This is a genomic window from Streptomyces sp. NPDC051822 (genome assembly GCF_044452745.1).
Classification (GTDB): Bacteria; Actinomycetota; Actinomycetes; order Streptomycetales; family Streptomycetaceae; genus Streptomyces.
In genome coordinates this window covers 482,093-509,078 of record NZ_JBITBZ010000002.1, presented here as the reverse complement: position 1 = coordinate 509,078, position 26,986 = coordinate 482,093, and the positions used below count along the sequence as shown (strand labels likewise).

Here is a 26,986-nt window from a genome sequence, read left to right as displayed (position 1 = left end):
GTCAGAACAGCGTGATGATCTCCGGTCCCGCCAGTTCCTCGAGAAGTTCGGGTCCGTTGTTCCGGACGTTGCTGACCGCTGTCGCCACCGGATAGGCCCGCATGAGCCCCCCGGGCGGCGCGGCGAGCAACCCGCGCAGCTCCTCCGGGTCGGTGCGCGCCGGGTCGAGCCAGGCGTCCCAGCGGTCCTCGGTGAGCATCAGCGGCATCCGGGGGTGGATGTCGGCGAGCGAGTGCGGGCCCTCGGCCGGGGCGACGCCCAGCGGCCCGGTCTCCGCCTCGGTGGTGATCACCGAGCAGGTCACCCACCACGCGGAAGGGTGCTCCGCGGGCAGGGTCCGGTCGCGCCAGAACTCGTAGAGCCCGGCCATCGCGAAGACCGAGCCGTCGGCCGGCGTCACGAAGTACGGCTGCTTGCGGGGCCGCTTCCTCTTCCCCTCGACCTCCAGTTCGCGCTCCCCCGCGCCGGTGACCCATTCGTAGTAGCCGTCGGCGGGCAGGATGCAGCGGCGGGAGGTGAAGGCCTTCTTGAAGGAGGGCTTCTCGTCCAGGGTCTCGGCCCGCGCGTTGATCATCCGGGCGGCGCCCTCGGGCGACTTCGCCCAGGAGGGGACGAGGCCCCACTTCAACCTGCGCAGCTGGCGAACCGGCCGCGGGGATTCCGCGTCTTTCAGAGGACGCTCCAGAACGGCCCAGACCTCTTTGGTGGGGGCCACGTTCCAGTCGGGGGCCAGAGTCTCCTCCGGCTCCCACTTGTGGACACCGAAGACGTCGACGAGGTCCTCGGGCCGCCGGCTCGCTGCATACCGTCCGCACATACGTGCCAGACTGCCACGATCCCCGACCCCCGAGGAGCGGCCCGAACGATGGACCTCTCGATGGACCTCTTCGGTCCGCAGGACGCCCCGGCCGCGTGGCTGGTGATCGCCACCGGCGTCGCGGCCCTCGCCGTCACCGTGCCCCGCCGCGTCTGGCTCCTCGCCCGCAACGCGATCACCATCGCCCACGAGGGCGGCCACGGGCTGATCGCCCTCGCCACCGGCCGGCGCCTCGAAGCCATCCGGCTGCACTCGGACACCAGCGGACTGACCGTGAGCCGGGGCCGCCCGACCGGTCTCGGCGTGGTCCTCACCCTGGCCGCCGGCTACCCCGCGGCCCCCCTGCTCGGCCTCGGCGGCGCCGCCCTGCTCGGCACCCACCGGGTCACCCTTCTGCTGTGGGCCGCGACCGCCCTGCTGCTCGCCATGCTGGTGATGGTCCGCAACGCGTACGGGGTCCTCACCGTCGTCCTGACGGGCGCCGCCTTCCTCCTCGTCTCCTGGCTGACCGCTCCCGAGGTCCAGTCGGTCTTCGCCTACGCGGTGGTCTGGTTCCTGCTGCTCGGCGGCGTCCGCCCGGCCTTCGAGCTCCAGGCGAAGCGGCGCCACGGCGGCACCCCCGACTCGGACGCCGACCAGCTGGCGAGGCTCACCCATGTGCCCGCGGGCGCGTGGCTGTTCTTCTTCCACGCGGTCGCGATCTCGTCCCTGATCGGCGGCGGGCGCTGGCTCCTCGGCTTCTGACTCCCCCGTACAGTGAGTTCCATGACCGCAGCTGCTTCCGCGCACACCGACCCGCCCACCGACCTCTGGCCCGCCCCGTACGCCCGCGGCGCCGTCGACGCGACCGTCACCGTGCCCGGATCGAAGTCGGTCACCAACCGCGCCCTGGTGCTCGCCGCACTGGCCTCCGAGCCCGGCTGGCTGCGCCGCCCGCTGCGCTCCCGGGACACCCTCCTGATGGCCGAGGCGCTCCGTACCCTCGGCGTGAGGATCGAGGAGGGCGTCGGCCCCGACGGTTCCGGCGAGGCCTGGCGGATCATCCCCTCCCCGCTGCGCGGCGAGGCGACCGTCGACGTCGGCAACGCCGGTACGGTCATGCGCTTCCTGCCCCCGGTCACGGCTCTCGCCGACGGCCCGGTGCGCTTCGACGGCGACCCCCGCTCCCACGAGCGCCCGCTGCACGGCGTGATCGACGCCCTGCGCGCGCTCGGCGCCCGCATCGACGACGAGGGCCGGGGCGCGCTGCCCATGACGGTGCACGGCGCCGGTGGCCTCGACGGGGGCACGGTCGAGATCGACGCCTCCTCGTCCTCCCAGTTCGTGAGCGCCCTGCTGCTGTCCGGGGCCCGCTTCAACCAGGGCGTCGAGGTACGGCACGTGGGCACGCGGCTGCCCTCGCTGCCGCACATCCGGATGACCGTCGACATGCTGCGCGCGGTCGGCGCGCAGGTCGACGAGCCGGAGCACGGCGGTGCGCCGGACGTGTGGCGTGTGGCGCCTTCGGCGCTGCGCGGCCGGGACCTGGTGGTCGAACCGGACCTGTCGAACGCACAGCCGTTCCTTGCTGCCGCCCTGGTGACCGGCGGCCGGGTGACGGTCCGGGACTGGCCGGAGCGGACCACCCAGCCCGGTGACGCGCTGCGGGAGATCTTCACCGAGATGGGTGGATCCTGCGAGCTGACCGAGGCGGGGCTGACCTTCACCGGTACGGGCCGGATCCACGGCATCGACGTGGACCTGGGCGAGGTCGGCGAGCTGACGCCGGGCATCGCGGCGGTCGCGGCGCTCGCCGACTCGCCGTCCACCCTGCGCGGGGTCGCCCATCTGCGGCTGCACGAGACGGACCGGCTGGCGGCGCTCACCAAGGAGATCAACGAGCTGGGCGGCGACGTCACCGAGACCGAGGACGGTCTCCACATCCGCCCGCGCCCGCTGCACGGCGGCGTCTTCCACACGTACCACGACCACCGCATGGCGACGGCGGGCGCGATCATCGGCCTCGCGGTCGAGGGCGTGCAGATCGAGGACGTGGCGACGACGGCGAAGACCTTGCCGGACTTCCCGACGATGTGGACCGAAATGCTCGGGGTCTGAACCATGCGGCGTTACGGCAAGAACACCGACGAGGACGACATCCGCCAGCGGCCCAACCGCAAGGGCACCCGTCCCCGTACGAGCATCCGCCCGAAGCACGAGGACGCCGTCGAGGGCATGGTCCTCACCGTCGACCGCGGCCGGCTCACCTGTCTGGTCGACGACCTGGTCATCACGGCGATGAAGGCGCGCGAGCTGGGCCGCAAGGCCGCCGTGGTGGGCGACCGGGTCTCGATCGTCGGGGACCTGTCCGGCGAGAAGGACACGCTGGCCCGGATCGTGCGGATCAGCCCGCGCACCTCGGTGCTGCGGCGCACGGCCGACGACGACGACCCGTACGAGCGCGTGGTGGTCGCCAACGCCGACCAGCTCGCGATCGTCACCGCGCTCGCCGACCCCGAGCCGCGCCCCCGGCTGATCGACCGCTGCCTGGTCGCCGCCTACGACGGCGGCCTCACCCCGCTGCTCGTCCTCACCAAGTCGGACCTGGCGTCGCCGGACTCGCTCCTGGAGATGTACGGCGCGCTCGGTGTGCCGTACGTCGTGACCACGCGCGACGAGTTCGTCGACGGGGTCGCTGCCGAGCGGGTCCACGAGCACCTCAAGGGGCGCACCACCGCGTTCGTGGGGCACTCGGGCGTCGGCAAGACGACCCTGGTCAACGCCCTGGTGCCGCCGGACCGGCGGCGGAGCACCGGTGTGGTCAACGCGGTCACCGGCCGCGGCCGGCACACCACCACCTCGGCGCTCGCCCTGCCGCTGGACGACAAGGAGGGCGGCTGGGTCATCGACACGCCTGGCGTGCGCTCCTTCGGTCTGCACCACGTCGACCCGTCCCGGGTGATCCTGGCGTTCCCCGACCTCGTACCGGGCACGGAGAACTGCCCGCGCGCGTGCAGCCACGACGAGCAGGACTGCGCGCTCGACGCGTGGGTGGCCGAGGGACACGCCGATCAGGCGCGCCTGGTGTCGCTGCGACGGCTCCTCGCCACCCGGGAGCGACGCGAGGGCGACTGAGCCGTCCGCGTTTAGGGCCGACCGCTCCAGGTAAGTGCATAATCGCACCAAGTGCGACGAAGCAGTCACCGACGGCGTGGGAGGCACTGACGATGGCGTGGCTGCTGGTGGTGGTCGCAGGTTTCCTGGAGACGGGCTTCGCGGTCTGTCTGAAGCTCTCGCACGGATTCACCCGGCTGTGGCCGACGATCGCCTTCGCGATCTTCGCCATGGGAAGCTTCGGTCTCCTCACGCTCGCGCTGCGCAAGCTCGACGTGGGCCCGGCGTACGCGGTGTGGACCGGGATCGGTGCGGCGGGGACGGCGATCTACGGCATGGTCTTCCTCGGCGACCTGGTCTCCACGCTCAAGATCGTCTCGATCACGCTGGTGATCCTCGGGGTCATCGGACTCCAGCTCTCCGGCTCCTCCCACTGACCGGCCGTCCCCCGTCCCCGGTCGTACGGGACGGCGGGCGCCACGACATGGCTGAGGGCGAGCCGGACGGCCAGCTCGCAGCCCGCCGCCCACCGCTCGCCGGCGCAGGCCGCGGTCGCCGCCACCAGCTCGCCCGGCGCGGGCGGCCCCTCGTCGGCGAGGCGCTGGGCGGGGACGGCCGCGGGGCGTGCGCCGTGCCTGGCGGGCCGGGGCGCCGGCAGCCGCGCGTCCCAGGCGCCGGTGAGCAGGGCCCGCAGGACGGGCCGTGCGGCGGCCCTGGCCACGGTCCATTCGGCGACGGCCACCAGGTTCCGTTCGGGCGGGGCGGGGTCGGCGAGCAGTCGCCGTACGCCCTGGAGGTAGGTGTCGGCCTCCCGCCGCACCAGGGCACGGGCGAGCCCCTCCTTGCTGCCGAACTCGTTGTAGAGGGTCTGCCGGGAGACCCGGGCGGCCGCCGCGAGGTCGGCCATCCGCACGGCGGACCACGGCCGGTGCTCCAGCGCGGCGAGCGCGGCGTCGAGCAGGGCCTCGCGGGCGGGCGCCATCGCCACCTCCGGGAGGGAACGGTTCTCCGCCCAGCGTCGGCAGCCGCCCACACCCTGTCAAGGGTGCCCGCGGACGGTTCTCCGTTCGGGGATCACACGGGGATAGAGTGCCGACCATGGCCGATTACCACGATGATCTGCGTCTCGCCCATGTCCTCGCGGATGCCGCCGACGCGGCCACCATGGACCGGTTCCAGGCGCTCGACCTCAAGGTCGAGACGAAGCCGGACATGACCCCGGTGAGCGAGGCCGACAAGGCCGCCGAGGAACTGATCCGGGGGCAGCTCCAGCGGGCCAGGCCGCGCGACGCGATCCTGGGCGAGGAGTACGGCGTGGAGGGCTCGGGCCCCCGCCGCTGGGTGATCGACCCGATCGACGGTACGAAGAACTACGTGCGCGGTGTGCCCGTCTGGGCGACCCTGATCGCGCTGATGGAGGCCGGGGACACCGGGTTCCAGCCGGTGGTGGGCGTGGTGTCGGCCCCGGCGCTCGGCCGCCGCTGGTGGGCGGCGAAGGGCCTGGGGGCGTACACCGGGCGCAGCCTGGCCTCGGCGAGCCGGATCGGGGTGTCGAAGGTGGCGTCCCTCGAGGACGCCTCCTTCGCGTACTCCTCGCTGAGCGGCTGGGAGGAGCAGGGCCGCCTGGAGGGTTTCCTGGACCTCACGCGCGCGTGCTGGCGGACCAGGGCGTACGGCGACTTCTGGCCGTACATGATGGTCGCGGAGGGCTCGGTGGACATCTGCGCGGAGCCGGAGCTGTCGCTGTGGGACATGGCGGCGGTGGCGGTCGTGGTGCAGGAGGCGGGCGGTACGTACACGGGTCTCGACGGTCGGCACGGTCCGCACAGCGGGAACGCGGCGGCGTCGAACGGTCTGCTCCACGGTGAGCTGCTGAGCTACCTGAACCAGGAGAACGCGGAGGGCTGAGCGCCGCATTCACTCCCCGTTCACTCCCCCGGGGCGCCTTGCGCGCCCCCTTGTCGGGTCCCTTCCTCGATGCCACTCTGAGAGTCCCCCCACTTGTGAACTTGTGAATCCCTTCTCTTTGAAGAATTCACCAAGGAGGTGGCTCCGCCCATGCTCGTCCGTGACGCCATGAGCACCGTGGTCCTCACCATCGGCCCCGCCCACACCCTCCGGCAGGCGGCCCGGCTGATGTCGGCGCGCCGCGTCGGCGCGGCCGTCGTCCTCGACACCGACGCCGGCGGCCTCGGCATCCTCACCGAGCGCGACATCCTCAACTCCCTCGCCAGGGACCAGGACCCCGACTGCGAGACCGCGGGGTCCCACACCACCCGCGACGTCGTCTTCGCCGCGCCCACCTGGACCCTGGCGAAGGCGGCCGAGGCCATGACCCATGGCGGCTTCCGCCACCTCGTCGTCCTCGACGACCGGGGCCCCGTCGGCATCGTCTCCGTGCGCGACATCATCCGCTGCTGGATCCCGGTGCACAGCGTCGCCGGCTGAGATTCCCCGTCTCGATACGCGGAGGCGGGCCGGAATCCGTACGGAAATCCGGCCCGCCTCCTCTACGGCAAGCGTCGTCAGCCGCGGAGGGCCTGGACCGCGGCCTCCAGCCGCTTGCCGAAGTCACCGTCCGCCTGGCGGAAGTTGCCGATCGCCCGCTCGGCGATGTCGTCACGCGAGACCTTGGCGATGAAGCCCGCCAGGTTCCCGATCAGACGGCCCTTCTCGTCCTCCGACATCAGGCGGTAGAGGTTGCCCGCCTGCACGAAGTCGTCGTCCTCGGCGTGGACCGGGGCAGCGTGGTTGCCGGTGCCGCCGGTGACCGCCGTCGACCGCCACAGCGGCCGGTCCGTCTGGTGCGGGCCGCCGAAGCTGTTCGGCTCGTAGTTCTTCGCGCCCTTGTGGCGGCCGTCGTACAGGAAGCCGTCACGGGAGTGGGTGCGCGCCTCGGTGGCGTGCGGGCGGTTCACCGGCAGGTGGTCGGCGTTGATGCCGACGCGGTAGCGGTGGGCGTCGCCGTAGGCGAAGAGCCGGCCCTGGAGCATCTTGTCCGGGGACGGTCCGATGCCGGGCACGAAGTGCGCCGGGCTGAAGACGGACTGCTCGACCTCGGCGAAGACGTTCTCGGGGTTGCGGTTGAGCTCCAGCTTGCCGATCTCGATCGGCGGGTAGTCCGCGTGCGGCCACACCTTGGTGAGGTCGAACGGGTTGAAGCGGTAGGTGGCCGCCTCGGCCGCGGGCATGATCTGGACCTGCACGGTCCAGGTCGGGAAGTCACCGCGCTCGATGGCCTCGCGCAGGTCGCGCTGGTGCGAGTCGGGGTCCTCGCCGGCGAGGCGGTTGGCCTCGTCCTGGGTGAGGTTCTTGATGCCCTGGTCGGTCTTGAAGTGGTACTTGACCCAGAAGACCTCGCCGGCCTCGTTGTTCCACTGGAACGTGTGCGAGCCGAATCCGTCCATGTGGCGGTACGAGGCGGGGATGCCGCGGTCACCGAAGAGCCAGGTCACCTGGTGGGTCGACTCCGGGGAGAGCCCCCAGAAGTCCCAGACGTTGTCCGCCTCCTGCGAGCCCGTGTACGGGTCGCGCTTCTGGGTGTGGATGAAGTCGGGGAACTTGATGGCGTCCTTGATGAAGAACACCGGGGTGTTGTTGCCGACGAGGTCGTAGTTGCCCTCCTCGGTGTAGAACTTCAGCGCCCAGCCGCGCGGGTCGCGCACCGCGTCGGCCGAGCCGAGGTTGCCCGCGACGGTGGAGAAGCGCAGGAAGGTCTCGGTCTCCTTGCCGACCTCGGAGAGGAACGCGGCCCGCGTCCACCGCGACACGTCACGGGTGAGCGTGAAGGTGCCGTAGGCGCCCGCACCGCGCGCGTGGACCACGCGCTCCGGGATGCGCTCACGGTTGAAGTGGGCGAGCTTCTCCAGGAGGAGCTGGTCCTGTACGAGGACCGGACCGCCGACGCCCGCCGTCTCGCTGTTCTGGTTGTCGGCGACCGGCGCGCCGGCCTCCGTGGTGAGCGGTCCCTGCGTCACGTGCGCCTCCTGCGTCATTCGCGAGTCCTGTCCTCCGGCCGCGCCCTCGTGGGGCGCTGGCCGGTGCCGCACCCGACTCTACAATGGACATTGTCTAAGTCAAGTGTACTTCTAAAATCACACCTGATCGGATCACGGCACCCGACTGTTAAGCTGGCGCCCATGAGCGACCTGTTGGAACGACTGCGCGGCCGCGGCTGGCGAATGACCGCGCAGCGGCGCGTCGTCGCCGAGGTGCTCGACGGGGACCACGTCCACCTGACCGCCGACGAGGTCCACGCGGCGGCCGTGGCACGACTGCCGGAGATCTCGCGCGCGACCGTCTACAACACGCTGGGCGAGATGGTCACCCTCGGCGAGGTCATCGAGGTCGCGACCGACGGCCGCGCCAAGCGGTACGACCCCAACGCCCACCGGCCGCACCAGCACCTGGTCTGCGGACGCTGCGGCGCGATCCGTGACGTCCACCCGGGCGGCGACCCGCTGGCGGACCTGCCGGACACCGAGCGCTTCGGCTTCACGATCTCGAACGTCGAGGTCACATACCGGGGCATCTGCCCGAGTTGCGCGACGACCGCCTGACAGCAGCAGGAAGCCCCCGCCGAAGCGGGGGCTCTCCCCGTTCCCCCGGCCATGACACACGACGAAGGCCCGGATCCAGTGACTGGATCCGGGCCTTCGTTTCTGCTGAGTAGCGGGGACAGGATTTGAACCTGCGACCTCTGGGTTATGAGCCCAGCGAGCTACCGAGCTGCTCCACCCCGCGTCGGTAGACCCGACTCTACGGGACCGCCCCCGACCAGCGCAAATCCCTTACGCGGTGAGCTCCTGGTGCAGCGCCTCGCTCAGTCGCGCCGCCCGCTCGGCGACCTCCGCGGGGCCCAGCTCCACCGCTCGGGCGCACCAGCGCCGCCCCTCCGTCAGCTCCCCGCGGCGCGCCGCGAGCAGCGCGAGCCGGAGCGCGGCCCGGCCGTGGCCGGCCCGGGCGGCCCGGGTCCACCAGAGGGCGGCCTCGCGCTCGCTGCCCTCACGCGCGAGCAGCAGCCCGAGGTTGAAGGCGCCGTTGCGGCTGCCCGCCTCCGCCGCCTCGCGGTACCAGCGGTCGGCCTCCGCCAGGTCGCCGCGCCCGGCGGCGAGCATGCCGACCCGCACCTGGGCCCGCCGGTGCCCCTGCTGGGCGGCCCGCTCGTACCACTCCTCGCACTCGGTCTTCTCCTCCCGGGGCGCGCCGAGGACGGCGGGGCCGGGGTCGGGGCGACGCGCGTCGAGCACCGAGGCGAGCCGGAAGGCGGCCTCGGCGCTGCCGCCACCGGCCGCGCAGCGCAGGTGCCGCTCGGCGGTCCGCTCGTCACCGTCGCGCAGGGCGGCGATGCCGACCTGGAGGGCGGCCTCGGTGTGCCCGGCGGCGGCGGCCCGCTCGTACCAGACGAGGGCCGTACGGTCGTCGTCGCGGCCTGCGTGGAGGATGCCCAGGTTGAAGGCGGCGTCCACGCTGCCCGCCTCTGCGGCCTTGGAGAACCAGGGCTCGGCGCCGTTGGCGTCACCGGCCTGCAGGAGCAGCACCGCGAGCGCGTTGGCGGCCTCGCGGTGGCCCGCGTAGGCGGCGCGGCGGTACCACTGCTCGGCCTGCGGGATGCGGTCCTGCGCGGCACAGAGCAGACCGAGGTTGTACGCCCCGTTCACGTCGCCCGCGTCCATGGCGGCCCGGTACCAGCGCTCCGCGGTCTGCTGCTCGCCCCGGGCAGCGTGGAGCGCGCCCAGGGCGTTGGCGGCGTTGCCGTCGCCGTCCTGGGCGGCGCGCAGCCACCACACGGCGGCGCTCTCCTCGTCGCCCGCGTCGCGGAGCAGGAAGCCGAGGGCGCAGGCGGCCTTGGCCTCGCCCTCCTTGGCGGAGCTGAGGTACCAGCGGCCGGCCTCCTTGAGCTCGCCGCGGTGCTCCAGGATCGCGCCGAGGTGCAGCGCGGCCCGCCGGTGGCCGCGCGCGGCGGCCTGCCGGAACCACTGCTCGGCCTCAGCGGGCGCGCCGCCGGGCTCGCCGGCGGCGGGTCCTGGCGTGACCGCTCCGGCCGTGGCGGTCGCGCCGGAGGGCACGACCACGCCGGTGCCGGGCGCCCTCAGCCGGGTGCCGGTCTCGTGCGGGCCGCGGGTCGTCTCGGTGGCGCGGCGCTCCAGGGCGAGGGCGAGCCGGTAGGCGGCCTCGCGGTGGCCCTGTTCGGCGGCGGCGCGCAGCCAGCGCTCGGCGCCGACGTCGCTGCGGTGCTCCAGGAGGTCGGCGAGGGCGTACGCGCCGAGGGCGTGGCCCTGCTCGGCGGCCTGGCGCAGCCAGTACTCGGCGGCCGGCTCGTCGCCGCGCTCGCGGTGGTGGCGGCCGAGCGCGTGGGCGGCGGGCGCGGAGCCCGCGACGGCGGCGACGCGCCACCAGCCGGCGGCCTCTTCCGCGTATCCGCGCTGGTGCAGCAGGACGCCGAGGTTGTTGGCGGCGGCCCGGTCACCTTCGGCGGTGGCACCGCGCAGGTAGGGCTCGGCGCCGTCGAGGTCGCCGCGGCGCAGCAGCAGAGCGCCGAGGGCGCTCATCGCGGCGAGGTCGCCGCGCTCGGCGGCGCGCCGGTGACGGGCCTCGGTCTCGGTCTCGTTCTCGGTGTCGGCATCGGTCTCGGCGGTGGTGTCGACGGCCGTATCGACGGCCCCTACTGCCTCGATGATCTCGTCCGCGGCGTTCCTGGCGTGCCGCTGCACAAACCGCCCTGTCTCCAACAGAGTTGCCCTGTCCCCCATAAATACCATCGTCGCACCACCCGCAACCCGAGCACACCTGGTATACCGCAGCCAGTGAGGTCACTCAGCGTTTTGTCGACATGCCCACAGAGAGACAAGTCAAACACGACTCACGCCAACTCGCCCCCTCCCTACCGCTCTTCGGGCCCCCTCCGCACGCCGACACACGACGAGGGCCCGGATCCTTATGGATCCGGGCCCTCATCCTCTGAGTAGCGGGGACAGGATTTGAACCTGCGACCTCTGGGTTATGAGCCCAGCGAGCTACCGAGCTGCTCCACCCCGCGTCGGTGAACCAACAGTATCACGGACGCGGGGTGGAAAACCTCAGGTCAGCCGCTTGATCCGGTCGTCTTGAGCTTCGCTCCGGCCTCCGCGGCCCGCTCGAGTGCCGCCTGCAGGTCCTCCTGGGCCTTGCCGTACGCGGTCCAGTCGCCCTTCGCCAGAGCCGCCTCGCCCGCGTCGTACGCCTTCTGGGCGTCGGCGATGGCCTGCTTGAGCTTGGCGTCGTTCGTCGCCGGCGGCTCGGTGGTGCCCGGCGGGGTCGTGGGCGAGGTGGGCGGCGGTGTGGTCGGTGCGTCGACCCCGAAGACCGCGTTGAGCGCCTCCGTGAGGTTGTCCTCGAACACCGTGGTGTCCTTGGTCGTGTCACCGTCCGGCTGGTCCGCGTCCACGTACGACACGGCCACCTTCTTCAGGAGCGGGTAGAGCGCGTTCCGTCCCTGGGCGTACACCGGTTCCACGTACAGGAAGCCGCCGTCGAGCGGGACGGTCAGCAGGTTGCCGTACTGGATGTCGGAGTCGGCGCCCTTCATGTCCCGGACGAAGGTGGCCACCGACGGCAGACCGTTGAGCTTGCTCTGCACCTGCGCCGGTCCCGGAACGTCCTCGGTGACCCGCAGCAGCCTCAGCCGGCCGTACTCCTTGCTGGTGGCGTCGGCGTCGACCGCCATGAAGCCGCCCAGGTTGGGCCGCCCGTTCGGCGTGAACGTCGTCGTCAGCGAGAAGCGCTGCGCCGTGTCCCCGGGCATCTTCATGCTCAGGTAGTACGGCGGGACCGCGTTGCCGTCCTTGTTGGTCGGGTCGTCCGGCACCTGCCAGGCGTCCGAGCCGCTGTAGAACTGGGCGGGGTCGGTGACGTGGTAGCGGGTCAGCAGCTCGCGCTGGACCTTGAACATGTCCTGCGGGTACCGCAGGTGCTCCATCAGGTCGGCCTTGATCTCGGACTTCGGCTTGACCGTGTCCGGGAACGCCTTCATCCAGGTCTTCAGGACCGGGTCCTGGGTGTCCCACTGGTAGAGGGTCACCGTGCCGTCGTAGGCGTCGACGGTGGCCTTCACCGAGTTGCGGATGTAGTTGACCTGGTTCTGCTGGGCGACGACCGCGCGCTGCTGGTTGCCGACGGTCAGCGAGTCGGCCGTGGTGTCGCCGAGGGTGGTGCGCGACGCGTACGGGTAGCCGTTGGTCGTCGTGTAGGCGTCGATGATCCACTGGATCCGGCCCTCGACGACCGCCGGGTAGGCGTCGCCGTCGATGGTCAGCCAGGGCGCGACCGCCTCGACGCGCTCCTTCGGGGTGCGGTTGTAGAGGATCCGCGAGCCCTCGCCGATGGCCCCCGAGTAGAGGATCTGCGGCTCGCTGAAGGCCACCGCGTACGCGGCGCGGTTGAAGGTGCTGGAGAGGCTTACGCCGCTCTTCTCCTTGTAGCTGGTGGTCTTCTCGCCGTTCTCCTCGTAGTCCAGCTCCTTCTGCGGGCCGCCCACGATCGAGTACTGGTCGGTCTTCTCGCCGTAGTAGATCCGCTGCTGGTACGTGCCGAGCGTCCCCTTGGTCGGCAGGCCGGCCTCGGTGAAGACCGGGGAGCCGTTCGCGTCGGTCTGGGTGCCCGAGGCCATGATGGCGCCGTAGCCGTGGGTGTACGTGAAGTGGTCGTTGATCCAGTTGCGCTTCGGGATGCCCTTGATGTTGAGCTCACGCAGACCGACGACGGTGTCCTTGCCCTGGTAGCGGTCGACGTCCAGGGTCATCGGGAACTGGTAGTACTTCCGCTTCTGCTCCAGCTGCTGGAACGTCGGCGACACGATGTTCGGGTCGAGGACGCGGTAGCTGGCCGCCGAGTCGGAGTCCGCCCGCAGCTGGTCCTTGGCCTTCACCGTCGACTTGCCCGAGTAGTTCTCGGGCTTGGTCCCGTCGATCGCGTACGCCTTGCGGGTCGCGTCGATGTTCTTCTGGATGTACGGCGCTTCCTTGGCCTGCTCGTTCGGCTGGACCTGGAACTTCTGCACGATGGCCGGGTACAGGCCGCCGATCAGGATCGCGGAGAGCACCATCAGGCCGAAGCCGATCACCGGCAGCTGCCAGGTGCGGCGCCAGAGCGTCGCGAAGAACAGCACGGCGCAGATCGCGGCGATGCAGAACAGGATGGTCTTCGCCGGCAGGTACGCGTTGGCGTCGACGTACCGCAGGCCCGTCCAGTTGCCGGTCGCCTTGAAGTCGCTGGACTTCACGGCCAGGCCGTACCGGTCGAGCCAGTAGGCCACGGCCTTCAGCGACACGAAGACGCCGAGCAGCACCGACAGGTGGCCGGTGGCGGCGGCCGTGGCACGCGCGCCGGGGCTGGTGATCCGCAGCCCGCCGTACAGGTAGTGCGTGAGCGCGGCGGCGATCAGCGACAGCACGGCGGCGGCGAAGCCGAAGCCGAGCAGGAAGCGGTACCAGGGCAGGTCGAAGGCGTAGAACGACACGTCGAGCCCGAACTGCGGGTCCTTCTGGCCGAACTTCACGCCGTTGACCCACATGAGCCACGTACGCCACTGTCCCGAGGCGGAGGCGCCGGCGATCAGCGCCACCAGGGCGGTGACCGCGAGCAGCACCCACTTCTTGAACGGGGCGAGGCCCATCCGGTACCGGTCGAGGCTCTGCTGCTCGAGGGACATCGCGCTGAGCGGCGGCCGCAGCCGGTACGCCAGCCAGATGTTGAGGCCGACGGCGAGCCCCATCAGCAGGCCGAAGACCGCGAAGAGGCCGATCTTGGTCCACAGCGTGGTGGTGAACACGGACGAGTACTCGACCGAGCGGTACCAGAGCCAGTCCGTCCAGAACCCGGCGAACATCACGAACGCCATGGCCAGAACGGCCAGCACCCCGAGAGTCATGAGCAAGGTACGGGCCCGCCGGGACGGCCGGCCGACCCTCATCCTTGGCCCGGACGGGCTACCGCCGCGGTCCGGCATCTGGAAAGCCAACGTGCGCCCCTCGATGTTGATGCGTCTGAAAGCAGGCCCCGCGATCGTAGAGCCCACTGATGCAACTTACTGAGGCTTTACCTAGTTCCCGTGTTCCGGGGTGGAGGAGGCAGGATGTTGGTCATGTCCAACGTTTCCCCCTCCGGCCCGGCGATGGCCGCGAGCCCCCTCACCCGCGCGGTGCTCGAGATCGACGAGTACGCGGCGGGCCTCGGCTGGGACCAGCCGGCCCGTCTCTTCGCCCTCGTCGACACCGCACGCCTGCGCGCCAAGGCACCCGCCCTCGCCTCCCAGCTGGGCCTGGGTGACGACGCCACCACCTACACCCCGATCGAGCAGGACAAACTGCCGCGCGGAAAGCCCCTCGACGAGTTCCTCGGCACCGTCGCCTGGCCCGACACCGTGGCCGGCTGCGCCATGACCGTGGAGCGGCTCATGCTGCCCCCCTCGGCCGAGACGCAGGTCCCGCAGGGCCTCGGCGAGAAGCAGCTCGCCAAGTGGGTGGCCGCCCACCCGGACCGCCAGGAGGTACGGATGACCGTGGCGGTGCTCCGCAGCGGTGCGCGCGAGGCGGCGATCCGGCTGCGCGAGAAGGACACCGCGACCGAGGTCCTCACGGGCCCCGACCTGGTGCCCGGCCTCGCCGAGGCACTGGCGGCGACCTTCGAGTCCTGAGACACGGCGGTACGCCGAAGGGGCGCCCGGTCGGTCGACCGGGCGCCCCTTCGGCGTATCCGCCGCTCAGTTCTTCGAGCAGCTCGGCAGGGACTTCGTGTCGCCCTTGCGGAGCTTCTCCAGGGACTTCGTGGCGTCGTCGATGGTGTCGACCCTGACGAGGGTGAGCCCCTCGGGGATGTCGGAGACGGCGGTCGCGCAGTTGTCGGCCGGGGTGAGGAAGTACTCCGCGCCGGCGTCGCGCGCGCCGACCAGCTTCATCTGGATCCCGCCGATCGGGCCGACCTTGCCCGCGTCGTCGATGGTTCCCGTCCCGGCGACGAACCGGCCGCCGGTGAGGCTGTCCGGGGTGAGCTTGTCGACGATGCCGAGGGCGAACATCAGGCCGGCGCTGGGGCCGCCGACGTCGGCCAGGTTGATGTCGATCGTGAACGGGAAGACGTGGTCGGTGCCGGCCTTGATGCCGACGACGGCGCGGTCGCCCTCATCGGACGTGGTGGTGGTGATGACCACCTTCCGGGTGACGGTCGGCTCCTTGCGCGCCTTCTCGGCCGCCGCGGCCTCCTTGGCGGGGACGACCGTGAACTCGACGTCCTGGCCGGGCTTGCGCTTCGTGACCTGCTTGGCGACCTCGTCCTGGGCGGCGATCGGCACGCCGTCGACGGCCTTGATCACGTCTCCGGCGTGCAGCTTGCCCTCGGACGGCGAGCCCTTGATCACCGATCCGACGACGACCCTCGCGACCACCGGGATCCCCAGCTCCCCGAGGGCGGCCACCTTGGCGCTCTCCTGGGACTGGCTGAACTCCTCGGCGTTCTCCTGGCTCGACTGCTCCTCGGTCTTGCCGTCCGGGTAGAGCGTGTCGTGCGGCACCACCACGTTGTCGTGGGCCAGCCAGCCGTAGACGGCCTCGACGGCGTTCATCTTGTAGTCCGCGCTGGTGACCCGGACGGTCGTCATGTTGAGGTGACCGTCGGTCGGGTAGGTCTTGCGTCCGGAGATCGAGAGGACGGGCTCGCCCCTGGCCTCACCGAGGGTGTTGACCGTGGGGCCGGGACTCATCTCCGCGTACGGCACCGGGATCAGGACGCCTGCGATGAGCAGACAGATCAACACCAGGGTGGAGGCGAGCATCGTCGCGGTGCGGCGTGGCATGGAACGACAGTACGGGACTCGCCTGTGAGTGCACCCCTGGGGCGGTCCGTACGGGGCGGCCGGAGTCAGCTCGACGGCGAGGTGGTGACACCGGCGGCTGCGGCCGGTTCGAGGTCCGCGCGGGCGGCGTGGGGAGTCGTGGTGTGGGAACGCTCCATCGCGTCCCGGAAGCGTGCGTAGCCCGCGAGTTCGGCCACGTCGCCTATGGTCTTGTTCCTCGAAGCCCAGCTTCCCCATATCGCCGCGCCGACGACTGCGAAAAGCGGAATCAGCAACCAGGCCAGCGCTGCCATCCCGACCTCCCATCCCCAGTGAGTTGATCAGCGAACTCTGTCATCTGTGATGCCAACGCTCGCGCCTGGGGGCCGGTTACGCAAATCGGGCGGTCGGCTACACGGTGTCGGCGCGCCGCCTTGCCTGCCGGGGTCGCCTCTAGCAGGCCCCCACCCACTCCTCGGTGCCGTCCGAGAAGGTCTGGTGCTTCCAGATGGGGACCTCGTGCTTGAGGTCGTCGATGAGCTTGCGGCAGGCCTCGAAGGCCTCGCCGCGGTGCGGGCAGGACACGGCGACGACCACCGCGATGTCGCCCACCCGGAGGTCGCCCACACGGTGGACGGCGGCCAGCGCGCGGACCGGGTAGTTCGCGACGACCTTCTCCGCGACCCGGCGCAGCTCCGCCTCCGCCGTGGGGTGGCAGGAGTAGCCCAGGGCGTCCACGTCGGCGCCGCCGTCGTGGTTGCGCACGGTGCCCACGAAGAGCGTCGTCCCGCCGGAGGCGTCGTCGCCGACGGCCCGGAAGACCTCGTCGAGGGAGAGCGGGGTCTCCCGGATCGCGAGGAGCTTGATCGGGTCGGCTGCGGCCTGCTCGCCGGGGTGGTCAAACGTCGGTGCCATGGACCCATCGTGCCGCACGCGCGCGGGATCCCGGAATAGCGGTTTCGACCGGCGGACGGCGGCTGCGGTAGGAGGGTCCTACAGACGGTCGCGCGAGAACCTGGCCCGCCGACCGGGTCCAGCTGGTCCGGCCCGTCGACCGGGTCAGGCTGTCCGGTCCGGCGGACGCCCGGCGCCGGTCAGATCCCGCGCCGCTTCCGCATCTGCCGGACGAGCGCCGCCGTGCCGAGCAGCGCCACCGTCGCACCGGCCGCACCGGCCGCCGTGGCGTCCTTGCGGCCCAGCCGGCGGCCGGCGACCGTGTGACGGCCCTCGACCTCCTCCAGGAGCGCCGTGAGGACCTCCTCGTTCGTCCACTTCGGCCGCCAGCCGGCGTCGTGCAGCCGTCCGACGCTCACCACCCAGGGATGCATGGTGTAGGCGAGGTCGCCGGCCGGGGACGGGGTGAGCCCGATGCGGTGGAGGCGGGCCGCCGCGCCGAGGGCGACGGCGGAGGGCAGCTCCATGCGCCGGATCCCGGAGAGCTCCTCGACCTCCTCCTGCTCCAGCCAGCCCTCGCAGCCGACGGCGAACTCCCCGTCGACCTTCTCGAGGGCCGCGTACTCCAGGGCGCTGACCAGGTCCTCGACGTGGCAGAACTGCCAGGTCGGCCGGGATCCCGCGACGACGAGGAGCCGGGGCGACTCGAAGTAGCGGGTCAGCGCCGTGTCCGTACCGCCGACGAGGACGGCCGGACGGACGACGGTGACGTTGAGCCCGGGGTGCGCGCGGGGTGCCCGGCGGCCGAGGCGCTCGATCTCCAGCATGTCGCCCACGCCGGTGGCCTCCGCCGTGGCCTTGAGCTCGGCGTCCTCGGAGAGCGGGATGTCGTTGTCGGGCAGGGCGCCGTAGACCATCGCGGAGGTGCACAGCACCACGCGGTGGACGCCGGCCGCCGCGGCGGCGGTCAGCACGGTCTGCGTGCCGCGCACGTTGTAGGCCGTTCGGGCGGCGGGGTCGCTCTCCAGGTCGAGATCGACGGCGAGGTGCACGACGACGTCCGCGCCGCGCAGCTTCTCGGCGATGGCCGGGTCGCGCACGTCGAGGACGTGCCAGTGCGCCTCGGCGACCTCGCCCCTGCGCTCGTCGATGGCGACGACCTTCTTGACCTCGTCGGAGGCGGCGAGGCGCCTGGTCAGCAGGTCACCGACGCCGGAAGCGGCGCCGGTGACCGCGACGACGGGGCCGCGCGCGGCGGACCGGGTTGAGTGGTTTCGCGCTCCGCGAACCTGAGGATCTGGGGAACTCACCGGGCGTCTCCAGCGGTTGTCTTCAGTACGTACGCGCATGACGCGTACGGACCAGGTGGCGTCCATCCTGCCGCAGGGCAGGGCCCTACGGAGCACCGAGCCCGTTTCCGGGCCCGGATGTCAGATGGTGTCCCGCCGATCGGACCGGTCGAGAGCCCGGTCCGATCGGCGGGACACCACCTACGCTGGTGGTGTGCGGGGCTTGTCTGGACGGGCCCTGGTCGGGCAGTCGCCGTCGGCAGGAGGCCGGCGGCCCTACGAGCCGAGGAAACCTGTGAGTGACACCCCATTCGGATTCGGCCTTCCGCCGGAGGAGCCGGACAACGGCGACGAGGGCAAGAAGAAGGACCCCGCCGGAGGTGGCCAGGGGTCCGGCGGCCAGGGCGGCAACCCGTTCGGGGCGAACCCGTTCGGCTTCGGCGGACTGCCCGGCATGGGCGGCCCCGGCGGCGCGGACAACCCGTTCGCGGCCATGTTCGGCTCGCTGAACCCCAACGATCTCGGTGCGGCCTTCCAGCAGCTCGGCCAGATGCTGAGCTACGAGGGCGGTCCCGTGAACTGGGACATGGCCAAGCAGATCGCGCGCCAGGTGGTGGCCCAGGGCGCCGCCGACGGCACCAAGGACGCCAGCGTGGGCCCGGCCGAGAAGTCCGCGGTCGAGGAGGCCGTGCGCCTCGCCGACCTGTGGCTCGACCAGGTCACGTCGCTGCCCTCCGGGGCGAACACGGCGGTGGCGTGGAGCCGCGCGGAGTGGGTCGAGGCGACGCTGCCCGCGTGGCAGCAGCTCGTGGACCCGGTCGCCGAGCGGGTCGGCGCCGCGATGGGCGACGTCCTGCCGGAGGAGATGCAGGCCATGGCCGGCCCGCTGATCGGCATGATGCGCTCCATGGGCGGCGCCATGTTCGGCCAGCAGATCGGGCAGGCCGTGGGCGCGCTCGCCGGCGAGGTCGTCGGCTCGACCGACGTGGGTCTCCCGCTCGGCCCCGCCAACCGCGCCGCGCTGCTTCCGCTGAACATCGAGGCCTTCGGCAAGGACCTGGGCGTGCCCTCCGACGAGGTGCGGCTCTATCTGGCCCTGCGCGAGGCCGCGCACCAGCGGCTCTTCGCGCACGTGCCGTGGCTGCGCGCGCACCTGTTCGGCGCGGTCGAGGGGTACGCGCGCGGGATCACCGTCGACACCTCGAAGCTGGAGGAGGCGGTCGGCCAGCTCGACCCGTCGCGTCCTGAGCAGCTTCAGGAGGCGCTGCAGCAGGGCATGTTCCAGCCGGAGGACACGCCGGCGCAGAAGGCGGCCCTGGCCCGGCTGGAGACGGCCCTCGCGCTCGTCGAGGGCTGGGTTGACGCGGTGGTCCACGAGGCCGCCAAGACGCGGCTGACCTCGGCGGACGCGCTGCGCGAGACGCTGCGCCGGCGCCGGGCGTCGGGCGGTCCCGCCGAGCAGACCTTCGCGACCCTGATCGGTCTCGAGCTGCGTCCGCGGCGACTGCGGGACGCGGCGCGCCTGTGGGCGTCGCTGACCGACGCGCGCGGGGTCGACGGCCGGGACGCCCTGTGGGAGCACCCCGACATGCTGCCGACGGCGACCGACCTGGACGACCCGGACGGCTTCGTGCACCGCGAGCACCTCGACTTCACCGAGCTGGACAAGATGCTCGGCGACGCGGCGAGGGGCGACGCCCCGGAGGACGGGGAAGGCAAGGAGTGAGCCTGCACGACGACGCGGTCCTCGTACTGAAGGCGTACGGGGGCCAGGAGGAGCTCCGGCAGGTCTATCTGGACCATCTGGACGCCCATCCCGACGGCATGTACAAGCCGTGCGGTGCCGGTCATCTCACGAGCAGCGCGCTGGTCGTCGACCCCTCGCGGGGCCGGGTGCTCCTCACCCTGCACAAGAAGCTGGGCATGTGGCTGCAGATGGGCGGCCACTGCGAGCCGGACGACGTGACGGTGGAGGCGGCCGCGCTGCGCGAGGCGACGGAGGAGTCCGGGATCGCGGGTCTGACGCTGCTGCCGGGCGGTCCGGTGCGGCTCGACCGGCATCCGATTCCTGCGCCGTGCCACTGGCACCTGGACGTGCAGTACGCGGCGCTCGCGCCGGCCGGTGCGGTGGCGGAGATCAGCGAGGAGTCGCTGGACCTGCGCTGGTTCGCGTACGAGGAGGTGGCGGGCGTGGCGGACACGTCCGTGGTCCGTCTCCTGGAGAACACGCTCGACCGTCTGTAGCGGGCGCCCCGAGCGGGACGCCCGCGTCGGCGGGGCATGCGGAAGGGGCGGTCGCCGTGGCGACCGCCCCTTCCGTGTGTCCCGTGCTCAGTTCCAGGCGTTGTTCTGGTTCTGGGCGTGGGAGCCGTGCTGTCCCGCGCCGAACTGGGCGGCGACGCCCTGCCCGATGGCCGCGTTCTGCGGGGGCATGACCTCGCTGGGCTGGACGAGCGCGAAGCCCTGGCCCAGGAAGCTGAGCTCCCAGCCCTCCCCCGTGTTGCCGCGGCGGCTGCGGATGCTGGAGTTGTGCGTCTGCGCCTGCATCTGGACGCGCAGCCCGGTGGACCAGGCGACGATCGCGTCCGCGTCGACACTGACGTACTTCTCGGGCGTGACCTGCATCATCAGCGGCTGACCGGAGGTCATCAGGGCGACCTTGCCGCGGCCGGAGATGTTGAGCTGGTACTTGCCGGAGCCGGAGATGCCGTACTGGCTGTCGACGGCGATGACCTCGGTGTTGAGGGTCGAGTCGAGCGCCAGGACGTAGGCGCTGTCGACGGTCAGGCCCTCCTGCTCGACGTCCACGACGTGGACGTACTGGGCGAGGTTGGCGAAGTAGACCGTGCCCTGGCCGGAGCAGCGCATCAGGTCGAGGCCCTCGCCGGTGCGGGCCTGGGCCCGGCGCTGGCTCGGGGTCTTGTACTCGCCGTCGAAGTCGACGAGCCCCTGGTACGCGACCATGGCGCCCTTACGGGCGAGGATGTCGTCTTGGCCGGTGAGGCTGACCCGCAGGAGCTGCGGGTTCTGGATGACGTACCGCTCCTGGCTCTGCTGTTCGGCGTGGTTGAAAAGCGGGCTCTGCATGGTGTGTTCTCGCTCCCCCTCAGCCCCGGATCCGCAGGCGGTCGGTGCTGTCCTCGCTCGGCTGTACGACGACGATTCCCTGGCCCGAGAAGGCCATCTGGAAGGCCTCGCCGCTGCCCCGCCCGATGAGGGACGAGGCCTTGAAGCTGCGCTTGCCCTTGACCTTGAGCGCCGGGGACCAGGCGACGAGGGCGTCGGGGTCGACGTAGGTCTCGTCGTCGCCGCGGCCGCAGTCGACCACGATCGGCGTGCCGCGCGAGGTGAGCGCGACCCAGCCGGTACCGGCGATCTCCACGTTGAACAGGCCCTGTCCGGCGAACTTGGCGAGCCCCTTGACCCGCTCGACGCCCCACTGGAGGTGGGCGTCGAAGGCGAGCAGGTTGGTGCCGTTGACGGAGATCGAGTCGTTCTGGAGGTTGATCACGACGACGTCGGCGCCGTAGTCGGCGAGGTAGAGCAGCCCGTCGCCCGAGCACTTCATGATCGGCGCGCCCTCGCCGGTCGCCCAGTGCTGGGCGACCTGGCGGGCGGCGGGCGGGTTGGGCTCGTAGGTGATGTAGCCCTCGTAGGAGACCATCGAGCCGGTCCGGGCGTAGAGGTCCTGGCCGGAGGCCATGGCCACCCTGAGCATGGTGCGGCCGTGGTTCTCCATCCGGGCCGCGACGGGGGTCGGGGCATAGCCCGCGAGTTGCTGGTTCATGACTTCGGGCTCCCTCAGACCTCGTAGGGCTGGACGACGATGAAGTTGCCGGGGGCTCCCCGGAACTGGAGGTTCACGGTCTCCCCGCTGTGACCCGGGTAGGCGTTGCGCCGGAGCCTCACCTGGCTGGAGAGGACGACCTGGGACGCGGACGACCAGGCGACGACGGCGTTGCAGTCGGCGAAGGTCGTCGGGGTGACGGGCAGGACGACGGGGACGCCGTGCGTCTTGACGACGACGGTGCCGGTGCCCTGGAACTGCATGGTGAACAGGGCTCCGCCGGGGATGCCGTGGCCCTCGATGCGCCGCACCTCGTACTGGAGGGACTCGTCGAACGCGAGGACGTTCTCCGCGGAGACGCAGATGCCGTCGCCCTGGAGCTCGATCGGGTGCAGGTGGGCGCCCTCCTCGGCGAGGAAGAGCTGGCCGCGGCCCGTGCAGCGCATCAGCTGCATCTCCTGGCCGGTGGCGTTGCCGACGATCCGGCCGGTGAAGCCGGCTCCCTTGTGGGAGAAGTCGACCTTGCCCTGGTACATGACCATGGAGCCCTGCCGGGCGAGGACGGGGGTGCCGCCCATGGCCAGGTCGACCCGCATGAGCTGCTGGTTCTGCGGGGTCCAGCGGGCGCCGGTGGCGGTCTCCTTGTACGGCGCGAGCGCGGCGGCGAGCCCCGCTCCGGTCGCCGGCACGCCCTGTGGCACGCCTTGCGGGACGCCGGGCTGCTGGCCGTACGGCGGCTGCTGCCCGTACGGGGCGGGGGCGGCCTGCCCGTACGCGGGAGGGGCGGCCTGACCGTAGGGGGCGGGGGCCTGGCCGTAGGGCGCCTGCGGCGGCTGGCCCTGGCCCGGGTACTGCCCCGGGATCTGCCCGTACTGGGGCTGCTGCGGCGGCTGCCCGTAGGGGGCGGGAGCCGGCGCGGGCGGCGGGACGGGCGCGGGCGCCACGGGGGCCACCATCGTGGGCGTGGCGTGCACCGGCTGCGCGGGCGCGGGCGGCGGGGTGGGCGCCTGCGGCGCGCCGAAGGCGGGCGCGGGTGCCTGGGGTGCGCCGAAAGCGGGCGCGGGCGCCGCGGGCGCGCCGAAGGCCGGAGGCGTCGCCGCCTGCGGCGGAGGCGCGAAGCCGGGGGCGCCGGCCTGCTGCTGCGCGGCAGGCTCCTCTTCGGCGACCTCGCCGCCGAAGTTCCGCAGGAGCGCGTCGAGACCTCCGTCGAAGCCCTGGCCGACGGCGGCGAACCGCCAGACGTCCTTGAGGTAGAAGTCGCCGAGCATCACCGCGCGCTCGGTACTGAACTCCGAGCCCGTGAAGGCGTACCGGGCGACCTCCTCGCCACCCGCCACGATCCGCAGGTGACCGGGGCCGACCTGGGACATCTGGCCGGCGCCGTCGATCGTCGCGGTGAACGACAGCTTGTGGATGCTGGCGGGGATGCGGTCGAGGGTGACGCGGAACGACTCGGTGTCACCGGACTGGGCCCCGAGCAGCTGCACGGACTCCTCGGGAGTCTTCGGCTGGTTGAAGAAGACGAAGTAGCGGTCGTCGGAGAGCCGCTCTTCCGCGTCGAGTCCGAAACAGCTGATGTCGAAGGTCAGCCCGGGCGCCGCGATCTGCACGCCCACGTACAGATCGGTTCCCGCGGTGAGATCACTGATCTTGGCCTTGTGGCCGCGTTGGAATTCCCTGGCCATGCGTAACGACCGTCCCCCATCCCGAATGGCGATTGCTCGCGCCAGGCTAGCCGCTGAGTGCGACATTGAGACAGGGCAGGTCGTTTTCGGTACGGAATCGGGAAACCCGCTCACCCGCGCGTACCGGCGCTGTCACTCCTCGCGAGCGGCCGGGAGGTGCGGCAGGCGCGCGGCGGCGACCACGCCCTCCAGGTAGCCGCGGGCCCGCTCGGTGCGGGGATACGCCTCCAGGAGCCGCCAGAATCCCGGCCCGTGTCCGGGGACGAGCAGATGGGCCAGCTCGTGCAGCAGGACGTAGTCCACTACGTACTCGGGCATGCCCTGGAGCCGGTGGGAGAGGCGGATGCTGGCCTCGGAGGGGGTGCAGGAGCCCCAGCGGGTGTTCTGGTTGGTGACCCAGCGCACGGAGCGGGGGCGGGCCCGGCCGTCGAAGTACTGCTCGGACAGGCGCAGCGCCCGCTCGGTCAGCTCCCGGTCCCCGAGGACGCCGCGGCTCTCCTTGGCGGCGAGCTTGTCGAGCATGACGCCGACCCAGCGGCGCTCCTCGGTCTCGGACATCCGGGCCGGGATGAGCACGATGGTCCGGTCGCCCTCGCGGTAGGCCGAGACGGTTCTGCTCCGTCGTGCGCTTCTGCGGACCTCGACCGCGTTCGTCCCCGCACCGCGGTGCGGGGAGTCGGTCAGGCTGCGCTGTGGGTCGACGGGCACGGCCCCGACGTTACCCGCCTGCGGTGGGGGAAGTCCCGCCCCGGGAGTGGTTTCGGGAACGATCCGCACCCGCCCCGCACCATTCGAATGACTAATTGCCTCGCCTGTGGACAACTTTCGGCAGCCGTCGCGGCGACGGGGCATTCTCACCTCGGGACGGCGAAAGAGGCGTTGTCGATCACGACGTGGTCGTGACGTTAGTGATCACGACGTTCCGATACATCCGTGGGGACAGGACGAGGGCGGGGGCCAGAGAAATGCATCCGATGGTGAAACCGGCACTGCGGCGGGCCTGGCGGAGTCTGCGCTGCGTCCAGTTCGGCGTCACGCCCGCGCACGCGGTGGTCCTCGACCCCGTCGACCAGCGGACGGGCACGCTGCTCGGGCTGCTCGACGGCACCCGCGGGACCGAACTGCTGCGCGCCGAGGCGCGGGCGCTCGGCCTGCCCGAGGGCCGCCTCGACGCGCTCCTCGAACGCCTGGAGTCGGCCGGCCTGCTCGCCGACGCCACGACCGGAAGGCCCGGCAGGCCGGGCCCGAAGGCGGGCGTCGTGGACCCGGTCCTCGACCCGCTCCGTGCCGATCTGGCCTCCCTCTCCGTCGTCCACCCCGAACCGGAGCGGGCGGTACGGACCCTGGCGGCCCGGCGCGCCCTGCGCGTCCAGGTGCGCGGCGCGGGGCGGGTGGGGACGACGGTGGCGGCGCTCCTCTCGGCGGCGGGAGTCGGCGGGGTCGACGTGGTGGACTCGGGCCGGGTCGAGCCCTGGGAGACCGCCCCGGGCGGCCTTCCCGCCGAGGCCGTCGGGGAGCGCCGGGCGACGGCGGCCCGACGCATGGTCGGGAGATGGCGGCGCGGCCGCGGCGGACCGGGCGCGTCGAGCGGTCCCGCGGCGGACGACCGGAGCGGGCCGGGTGAGGGCTCCGGCGGGGTCGGCCTGTCACTCGTCGTGGTGACACCGCGCGACGGTCTCGGCGCGTACGTCCCCGATCCGCTTCCGGCCGAGCGGTGGATCGCCACCGGCACCCCGCACCTGTACGCCGGGGTCCTGGAGGCGACGGGCACCGTCGGACCGCTCGTCCTGCCGGGCGGCACCGCCTGCGCGCGGTGTCTCCAGGAGGCGCGGACCGACCGGGAGCCCGTCTCGCCCCGGCTGCTCGCCCAGTGGCGCTCCGGCGCCGCGCATCCGCTGCCCGCCTGCGACCTGGGGCTCGCTACGGCGGTGGCAGGTCTCGCGGCGGCACACGCGCTGGCTTTTCTGGACGGCGATCTCCCGGCGAGCACGGGCACCCGCTGGTCGGCGTCACTGCCCCGCGTCGAGTGGCGGGCGGAGCGTCTGAGACCTCATCCGTACTGTCCCTGCGGGGCGGCGAACGACGCAGAGGGGGTGCGCGTCTCGGCAGCCCGAGGGGCGCAGGACACAATGGCGGGGTAACGGCCCTGCGCGGCACGGCAGTCTGGGTTTTGGAGGGGCGTATGTCTGATCTTCCCCGGAAGGCGGTCACCCGGACCGCGAAGTTGGCCGCGTTGCCCTTGGGCTTCGCGGGCCGGGCCACCTGGGGCCTGGGCAAGCGGATCGGGGGCAGATCGGCGGAGCTGGTCGCCCGCGAGCTCCAGCAGCGCACGGCCGAGCAGCTGTTCAAGGTGCTCGGTGAGCTCAAGGGCGGGGCCATGAAGTTCGGGCAGGCGCTGTCCGTCTTCGAGTCGGCCCTTCCCGAGGAGGTGGCAGGACCGTACCGGGCGGCGCTGACGAAGCTTCAGGACGCCGCGCCGCCGATGCCGACGCGGACGGTGCACGCGGTCCTGGAGGAGCGGCTCGGCGCCGAGTGGCGCGAGTTGTTCCTGGAGTTCGAGGACAAGCCGGCCGCGGCGGCCTCGATCGGCCAGGTACACCGGGCCGTGTGGCACGACGGGCGCGAGGTCGCGGTGAAGGTGCAGTACCCCGGGGCCGGGGAGGCACTGCTGTCCGACCTGGCGCAGCTGAGTCGCTTCGCACGGCTGCTCGGGCCGCTGATCCCGGGGATGGACATCAAGCCGCTGATCACGGAGATGCGGGACCGGGTCTCCGAGGAGCTGGACTACGCCCTGGAGGCGGCGTCGCAGCAGAGGCACGCGGAGGAGTTCGCGGACGACCCGGGCGTGGTGGTCCCTGCGGTGGTGCACCAGTCGGAGCAGATCCTCGTGACCGAGTGGATGGACGGCATCCCGCTCGCGGAGATCATCGCGGACGGCACGGAGGCGCAGCGGGACCGGGCGGGCCAGCTCCTCGCCCGGTTCCTCTTCTCCGGCCCGGCGCGGACCGGTCTGCTGCACGCCGATCCGCACCCGGGGAACTTCCGGCTGCTTCCGGGCGCAGACGAGGACGGGGGACCGGAGTCGTGGCGACTCGGGGTGCTGGACTTCGGCACCGTGGACCGGCTTCCGGGCGGGCTGCCGGAGACCATCGGCACCTGTCTGCGGATGGCGCTCACCGGTGAGGCCGACACCGTCTACGAACTGCTGCGCGCCGAAGGCTTCGTGAAGGAGTCCGTCGCGCTCGCCCCGGACACGGTCCTGGAGTACCTGCTGCCGATCATCGAGCCGGCCGAGGCGGAGGCCTTCGTCTTCACCCGCGGCTGGATGCGTGCCCAGGCGGCCCGGATCGCCGATCCCCGCTCCCCCGCCCACCAGTTGGGCAAGCAGCTCAACCTGCCGCCCTCGTACCTGCTGATACACCGGGTGACGCTGAGCACCATCGGCGTGCTGTGCCAGCTCAACGCGACGGTACGGCTGCGGGCGGAACTGGAGGAGTGGCTGCCGGGCTTCGCGGCTCCCGCCGAGACCGAAGAGGTGTCACCGGCCGCCCAGGACACGTGACCCGACGTCCGGGCGGGTGACCCGAGGTCCGGGCGGGTGACCCGAGGTCCGGG

The 26,986-nt window shown here is 71.9% G+C and carries 25 protein-coding genes and 2 tRNA genes; 12 read left to right on the top strand and 15 right to left on the bottom strand.

All coding sequences use genetic code 11. The features are described from left to right. Window position 1: 1 nt before the first annotated feature. On the bottom strand, window positions 2-817 hold the full coding sequence (locus ACIA8N_RS08130; protein WP_365786813.1) for an SOS response-associated peptidase: 816 nt from the start codon (window positions 815-817) through the stop codon (window positions 2-4). Between the two features lie 48 nt (window positions 818-865). Here ACIA8N_RS08130 and ACIA8N_RS08125 point away from each other — a divergent pair, with 48 nt between their 5' ends. From ACIA8N_RS08125 to ACIA8N_RS08110, 4 genes are all read left to right on the top strand, one after another. After that, a complete protein-coding gene (locus ACIA8N_RS08125; protein ID WP_365786815.1) occupies window positions 866-1,561 on the top strand; it encodes a M50 family metallopeptidase in 696 nt (231 codons plus the stop codon). A gap of 21 nt (window positions 1,562-1,582) precedes the next feature. Continuing rightward, a complete protein-coding gene (aroA, locus tag ACIA8N_RS08120; protein WP_365786817.1) occupies window positions 1,583-2,914 on the top strand; it encodes a 3-phosphoshikimate 1-carboxyvinyltransferase in 1,332 nt (443 codons plus the stop codon). Window positions 2,915-2,917: 3 nt separating this feature from the next. Next, entirely contained in the window at window positions 2,918-3,931 is a 1,014-nt protein-coding gene (gene rsgA / locus ACIA8N_RS08115; protein WP_365786819.1) for a ribosome small subunit-dependent GTPase A, read from the top strand. Window positions 3,932-4,023: 92 nt separating this feature from the next. Then, window positions 4,024-4,347, top strand: a complete 324-nt coding sequence (locus tag ACIA8N_RS08110) for a multidrug efflux SMR transporter (RefSeq protein ID WP_030548441.1) — start codon at window positions 4,024-4,026, stop codon at window positions 4,345-4,347. On the opposite strand, the gene ACIA8N_RS08105 is transcribed toward ACIA8N_RS08110, so the two are convergent. Continuing rightward, window positions 4,239-4,892, bottom strand: coding sequence for a helix-turn-helix domain-containing protein (locus ACIA8N_RS08105; RefSeq protein ID WP_365786856.1), 654 nt, complete (start codon window positions 4,890-4,892; stop codon window positions 4,239-4,241). The two genes, ACIA8N_RS08110 and ACIA8N_RS08105, sit on opposite strands and share 109 nt — an antisense overlap. A gap of 116 nt (window positions 4,893-5,008) precedes the next feature. Between ACIA8N_RS08105 and hisN the strand changes: the two genes are divergently transcribed. Together hisN and ACIA8N_RS08095 are read left to right on the top strand one after the other, a co-directional pair. Then, window positions 5,009-5,818, top strand: coding sequence for a histidinol-phosphatase (gene hisN / locus ACIA8N_RS08100; protein WP_015036048.1), 810 nt, complete (start codon window positions 5,009-5,011; stop codon window positions 5,816-5,818). A gap of 150 nt (window positions 5,819-5,968) precedes the next feature. Next, window positions 5,969-6,358, top strand: a complete 390-nt coding sequence (locus tag ACIA8N_RS08095) for a cyclic nucleotide-binding/CBS domain-containing protein (protein ID WP_030548447.1) — start codon at window positions 5,969-5,971, stop codon at window positions 6,356-6,358. Window positions 6,359-6,435: 77 nt separating this feature from the next. On the opposite strand, the gene ACIA8N_RS08090 is transcribed toward ACIA8N_RS08095, so the two are convergent. Beyond that, the gene (locus ACIA8N_RS08090; RefSeq protein ID WP_365786822.1) at window positions 6,436-7,905 is read right to left on the bottom strand and encodes a catalase; all 1,470 of its coding nucleotides are present in this window, start codon (window positions 7,903-7,905) and stop codon (window positions 6,436-6,438) included. Between the two features lie 144 nt (window positions 7,906-8,049). Between ACIA8N_RS08090 and ACIA8N_RS08085 the strand changes: the two genes are divergently transcribed. Continuing rightward, a complete protein-coding gene (locus tag ACIA8N_RS08085; protein WP_365786824.1) occupies window positions 8,050-8,469 on the top strand; it encodes a Fur family transcriptional regulator in 420 nt (139 codons plus the stop codon). A 110-nt stretch (window positions 8,470-8,579) separates the two neighbouring features. Here the strand turns inward: ACIA8N_RS08085 and ACIA8N_RS08080 are convergent. The 4 genes from ACIA8N_RS08080 to ACIA8N_RS08065 all read right to left on the bottom strand — a co-directional run bounded on the left by ACIA8N_RS08080 (window position 8,580) and on the right by ACIA8N_RS08065 (window position 13,895). Then, window positions 8,580-8,653, bottom strand: a tRNA-Met gene (locus ACIA8N_RS08080). A 47-nt stretch (window positions 8,654-8,700) separates the two neighbouring features. Further along, a complete protein-coding gene (locus tag ACIA8N_RS08075; RefSeq protein ID WP_365786826.1) occupies window positions 8,701-10,671 on the bottom strand; it encodes a tetratricopeptide repeat protein in 1,971 nt (656 codons plus the stop codon). Between the two features lie 204 nt (window positions 10,672-10,875). Beyond that, window positions 10,876-10,949: transfer RNA gene (locus ACIA8N_RS08070), tRNA-Met, on the bottom strand. A 45-nt stretch (window positions 10,950-10,994) separates the two neighbouring features. Further along, a complete protein-coding gene (locus tag ACIA8N_RS08065; protein WP_365786858.1) occupies window positions 10,995-13,895 on the bottom strand; it encodes a UPF0182 family protein in 2,901 nt (966 codons plus the stop codon). A 135-nt stretch (window positions 13,896-14,030) separates the two neighbouring features. Here ACIA8N_RS08065 and ACIA8N_RS08060 point away from each other — a divergent pair, with 135 nt between their 5' ends. After that, window positions 14,031-14,582: a PPA1309 family protein gene (locus tag ACIA8N_RS08060; RefSeq protein WP_359206130.1), complete on the top strand. Its 552-nt coding sequence runs from the start codon at window positions 14,031-14,033 to the stop codon at window positions 14,580-14,582. A 66-nt stretch (window positions 14,583-14,648) separates the two neighbouring features. Here the strand turns inward: ACIA8N_RS08060 and ACIA8N_RS08055 are convergent, their stop codons facing one another. The 4 genes from ACIA8N_RS08055 to ACIA8N_RS08040 all read right to left on the bottom strand — a co-directional run bounded on the left by ACIA8N_RS08055 (window position 14,649) and on the right by ACIA8N_RS08040 (window position 17,920). Then, entirely contained in the window at window positions 14,649-15,737 is a 1,089-nt protein-coding gene (locus tag ACIA8N_RS08055) for a PDZ domain-containing protein (protein WP_365786828.1), read from the bottom strand. A gap of 65 nt (window positions 15,738-15,802) precedes the next feature. Further along, complete coding sequence (locus tag ACIA8N_RS08050) at window positions 15,803-15,934, bottom strand: hypothetical protein (protein ID WP_365786860.1); 132 nt, start codon at window positions 15,932-15,934, stop codon at window positions 15,803-15,805. Window positions 15,935-16,169: 235 nt separating this feature from the next. Continuing rightward, on the bottom strand, window positions 16,170-16,631 hold the full coding sequence (locus ACIA8N_RS08045; RefSeq protein WP_365786830.1) for a molybdenum cofactor biosynthesis protein MoaE: 462 nt from the start codon (window positions 16,629-16,631) through the stop codon (window positions 16,170-16,172). 179 nt (window positions 16,632-16,810) lie between these two features. Next, complete coding sequence (locus tag ACIA8N_RS08040) at window positions 16,811-17,920, bottom strand: SDR family oxidoreductase (RefSeq protein WP_365786832.1); 1,110 nt, start codon at window positions 17,918-17,920, stop codon at window positions 16,811-16,813. 274 nt (window positions 17,921-18,194) lie between these two features. Here ACIA8N_RS08040 and ACIA8N_RS08035 point away from each other — a divergent pair, with 274 nt between their 5' ends. Both ACIA8N_RS08035 and ACIA8N_RS08030 read left to right on the top strand, forming a co-directional pair. Beyond that, on the top strand, window positions 18,195-19,625 hold the full coding sequence (locus ACIA8N_RS08035) for a zinc-dependent metalloprotease (RefSeq protein ID WP_365786834.1): 1,431 nt from the start codon (window positions 18,195-18,197) through the stop codon (window positions 19,623-19,625). Further along, entirely contained in the window at window positions 19,622-20,143 is a 522-nt protein-coding gene (locus ACIA8N_RS08030; protein ID WP_030207454.1) for an NUDIX hydrolase, read from the top strand. Before ACIA8N_RS08035 ends, ACIA8N_RS08030 begins: the two co-directional genes overlap by 4 nt. A gap of 87 nt (window positions 20,144-20,230) precedes the next feature. Here the strand turns inward: ACIA8N_RS08030 and ACIA8N_RS08025 are convergent, their stop codons facing one another. The 4 genes from ACIA8N_RS08025 to ACIA8N_RS08010 form a co-directional block, all read right to left on the bottom strand. Further along, window positions 20,231-20,986: an AIM24 family protein gene (locus tag ACIA8N_RS08025; protein ID WP_030548470.1), complete on the bottom strand. Its 756-nt coding sequence runs from the start codon at window positions 20,984-20,986 to the stop codon at window positions 20,231-20,233. Between the two features lie 19 nt (window positions 20,987-21,005). Continuing rightward, a complete protein-coding gene (locus ACIA8N_RS08020) occupies window positions 21,006-21,686 on the bottom strand; it encodes an AIM24 family protein (RefSeq protein ID WP_365786838.1) in 681 nt (226 codons plus the stop codon). A 14-nt stretch (window positions 21,687-21,700) separates the two neighbouring features. Then, window positions 21,701-23,371, bottom strand: coding sequence for a TerD family protein (locus tag ACIA8N_RS08015; protein WP_365786840.1), 1,671 nt, complete (start codon window positions 23,369-23,371; stop codon window positions 21,701-21,703). A gap of 132 nt (window positions 23,372-23,503) precedes the next feature. Further along, window positions 23,504-24,079 (bottom strand): SprT-like domain-containing protein, encoded by a 576-nt coding sequence (locus ACIA8N_RS08010; protein ID WP_365786842.1) that lies wholly within the window; start codon window positions 24,077-24,079, stop codon window positions 23,504-23,506. A 257-nt stretch (window positions 24,080-24,336) separates the two neighbouring features. Between ACIA8N_RS08010 and ACIA8N_RS08005 the strand changes: the two genes are divergently transcribed. Further along, on the top strand, window positions 24,337-25,512 hold the full coding sequence (locus ACIA8N_RS08005; RefSeq protein WP_365786844.1) for a TOMM precursor leader peptide-binding protein: 1,176 nt from the start codon (window positions 24,337-24,339) through the stop codon (window positions 25,510-25,512). A 41-nt stretch (window positions 25,513-25,553) separates the two neighbouring features. Beyond that, on the top strand, window positions 25,554-26,933 hold the full coding sequence (locus ACIA8N_RS08000; protein WP_365786846.1) for an AarF/ABC1/UbiB kinase family protein: 1,380 nt from the start codon (window positions 25,554-25,556) through the stop codon (window positions 26,931-26,933). The last annotated feature ends 53 nt before the right edge of the window (window positions 26,934-26,986 follow it).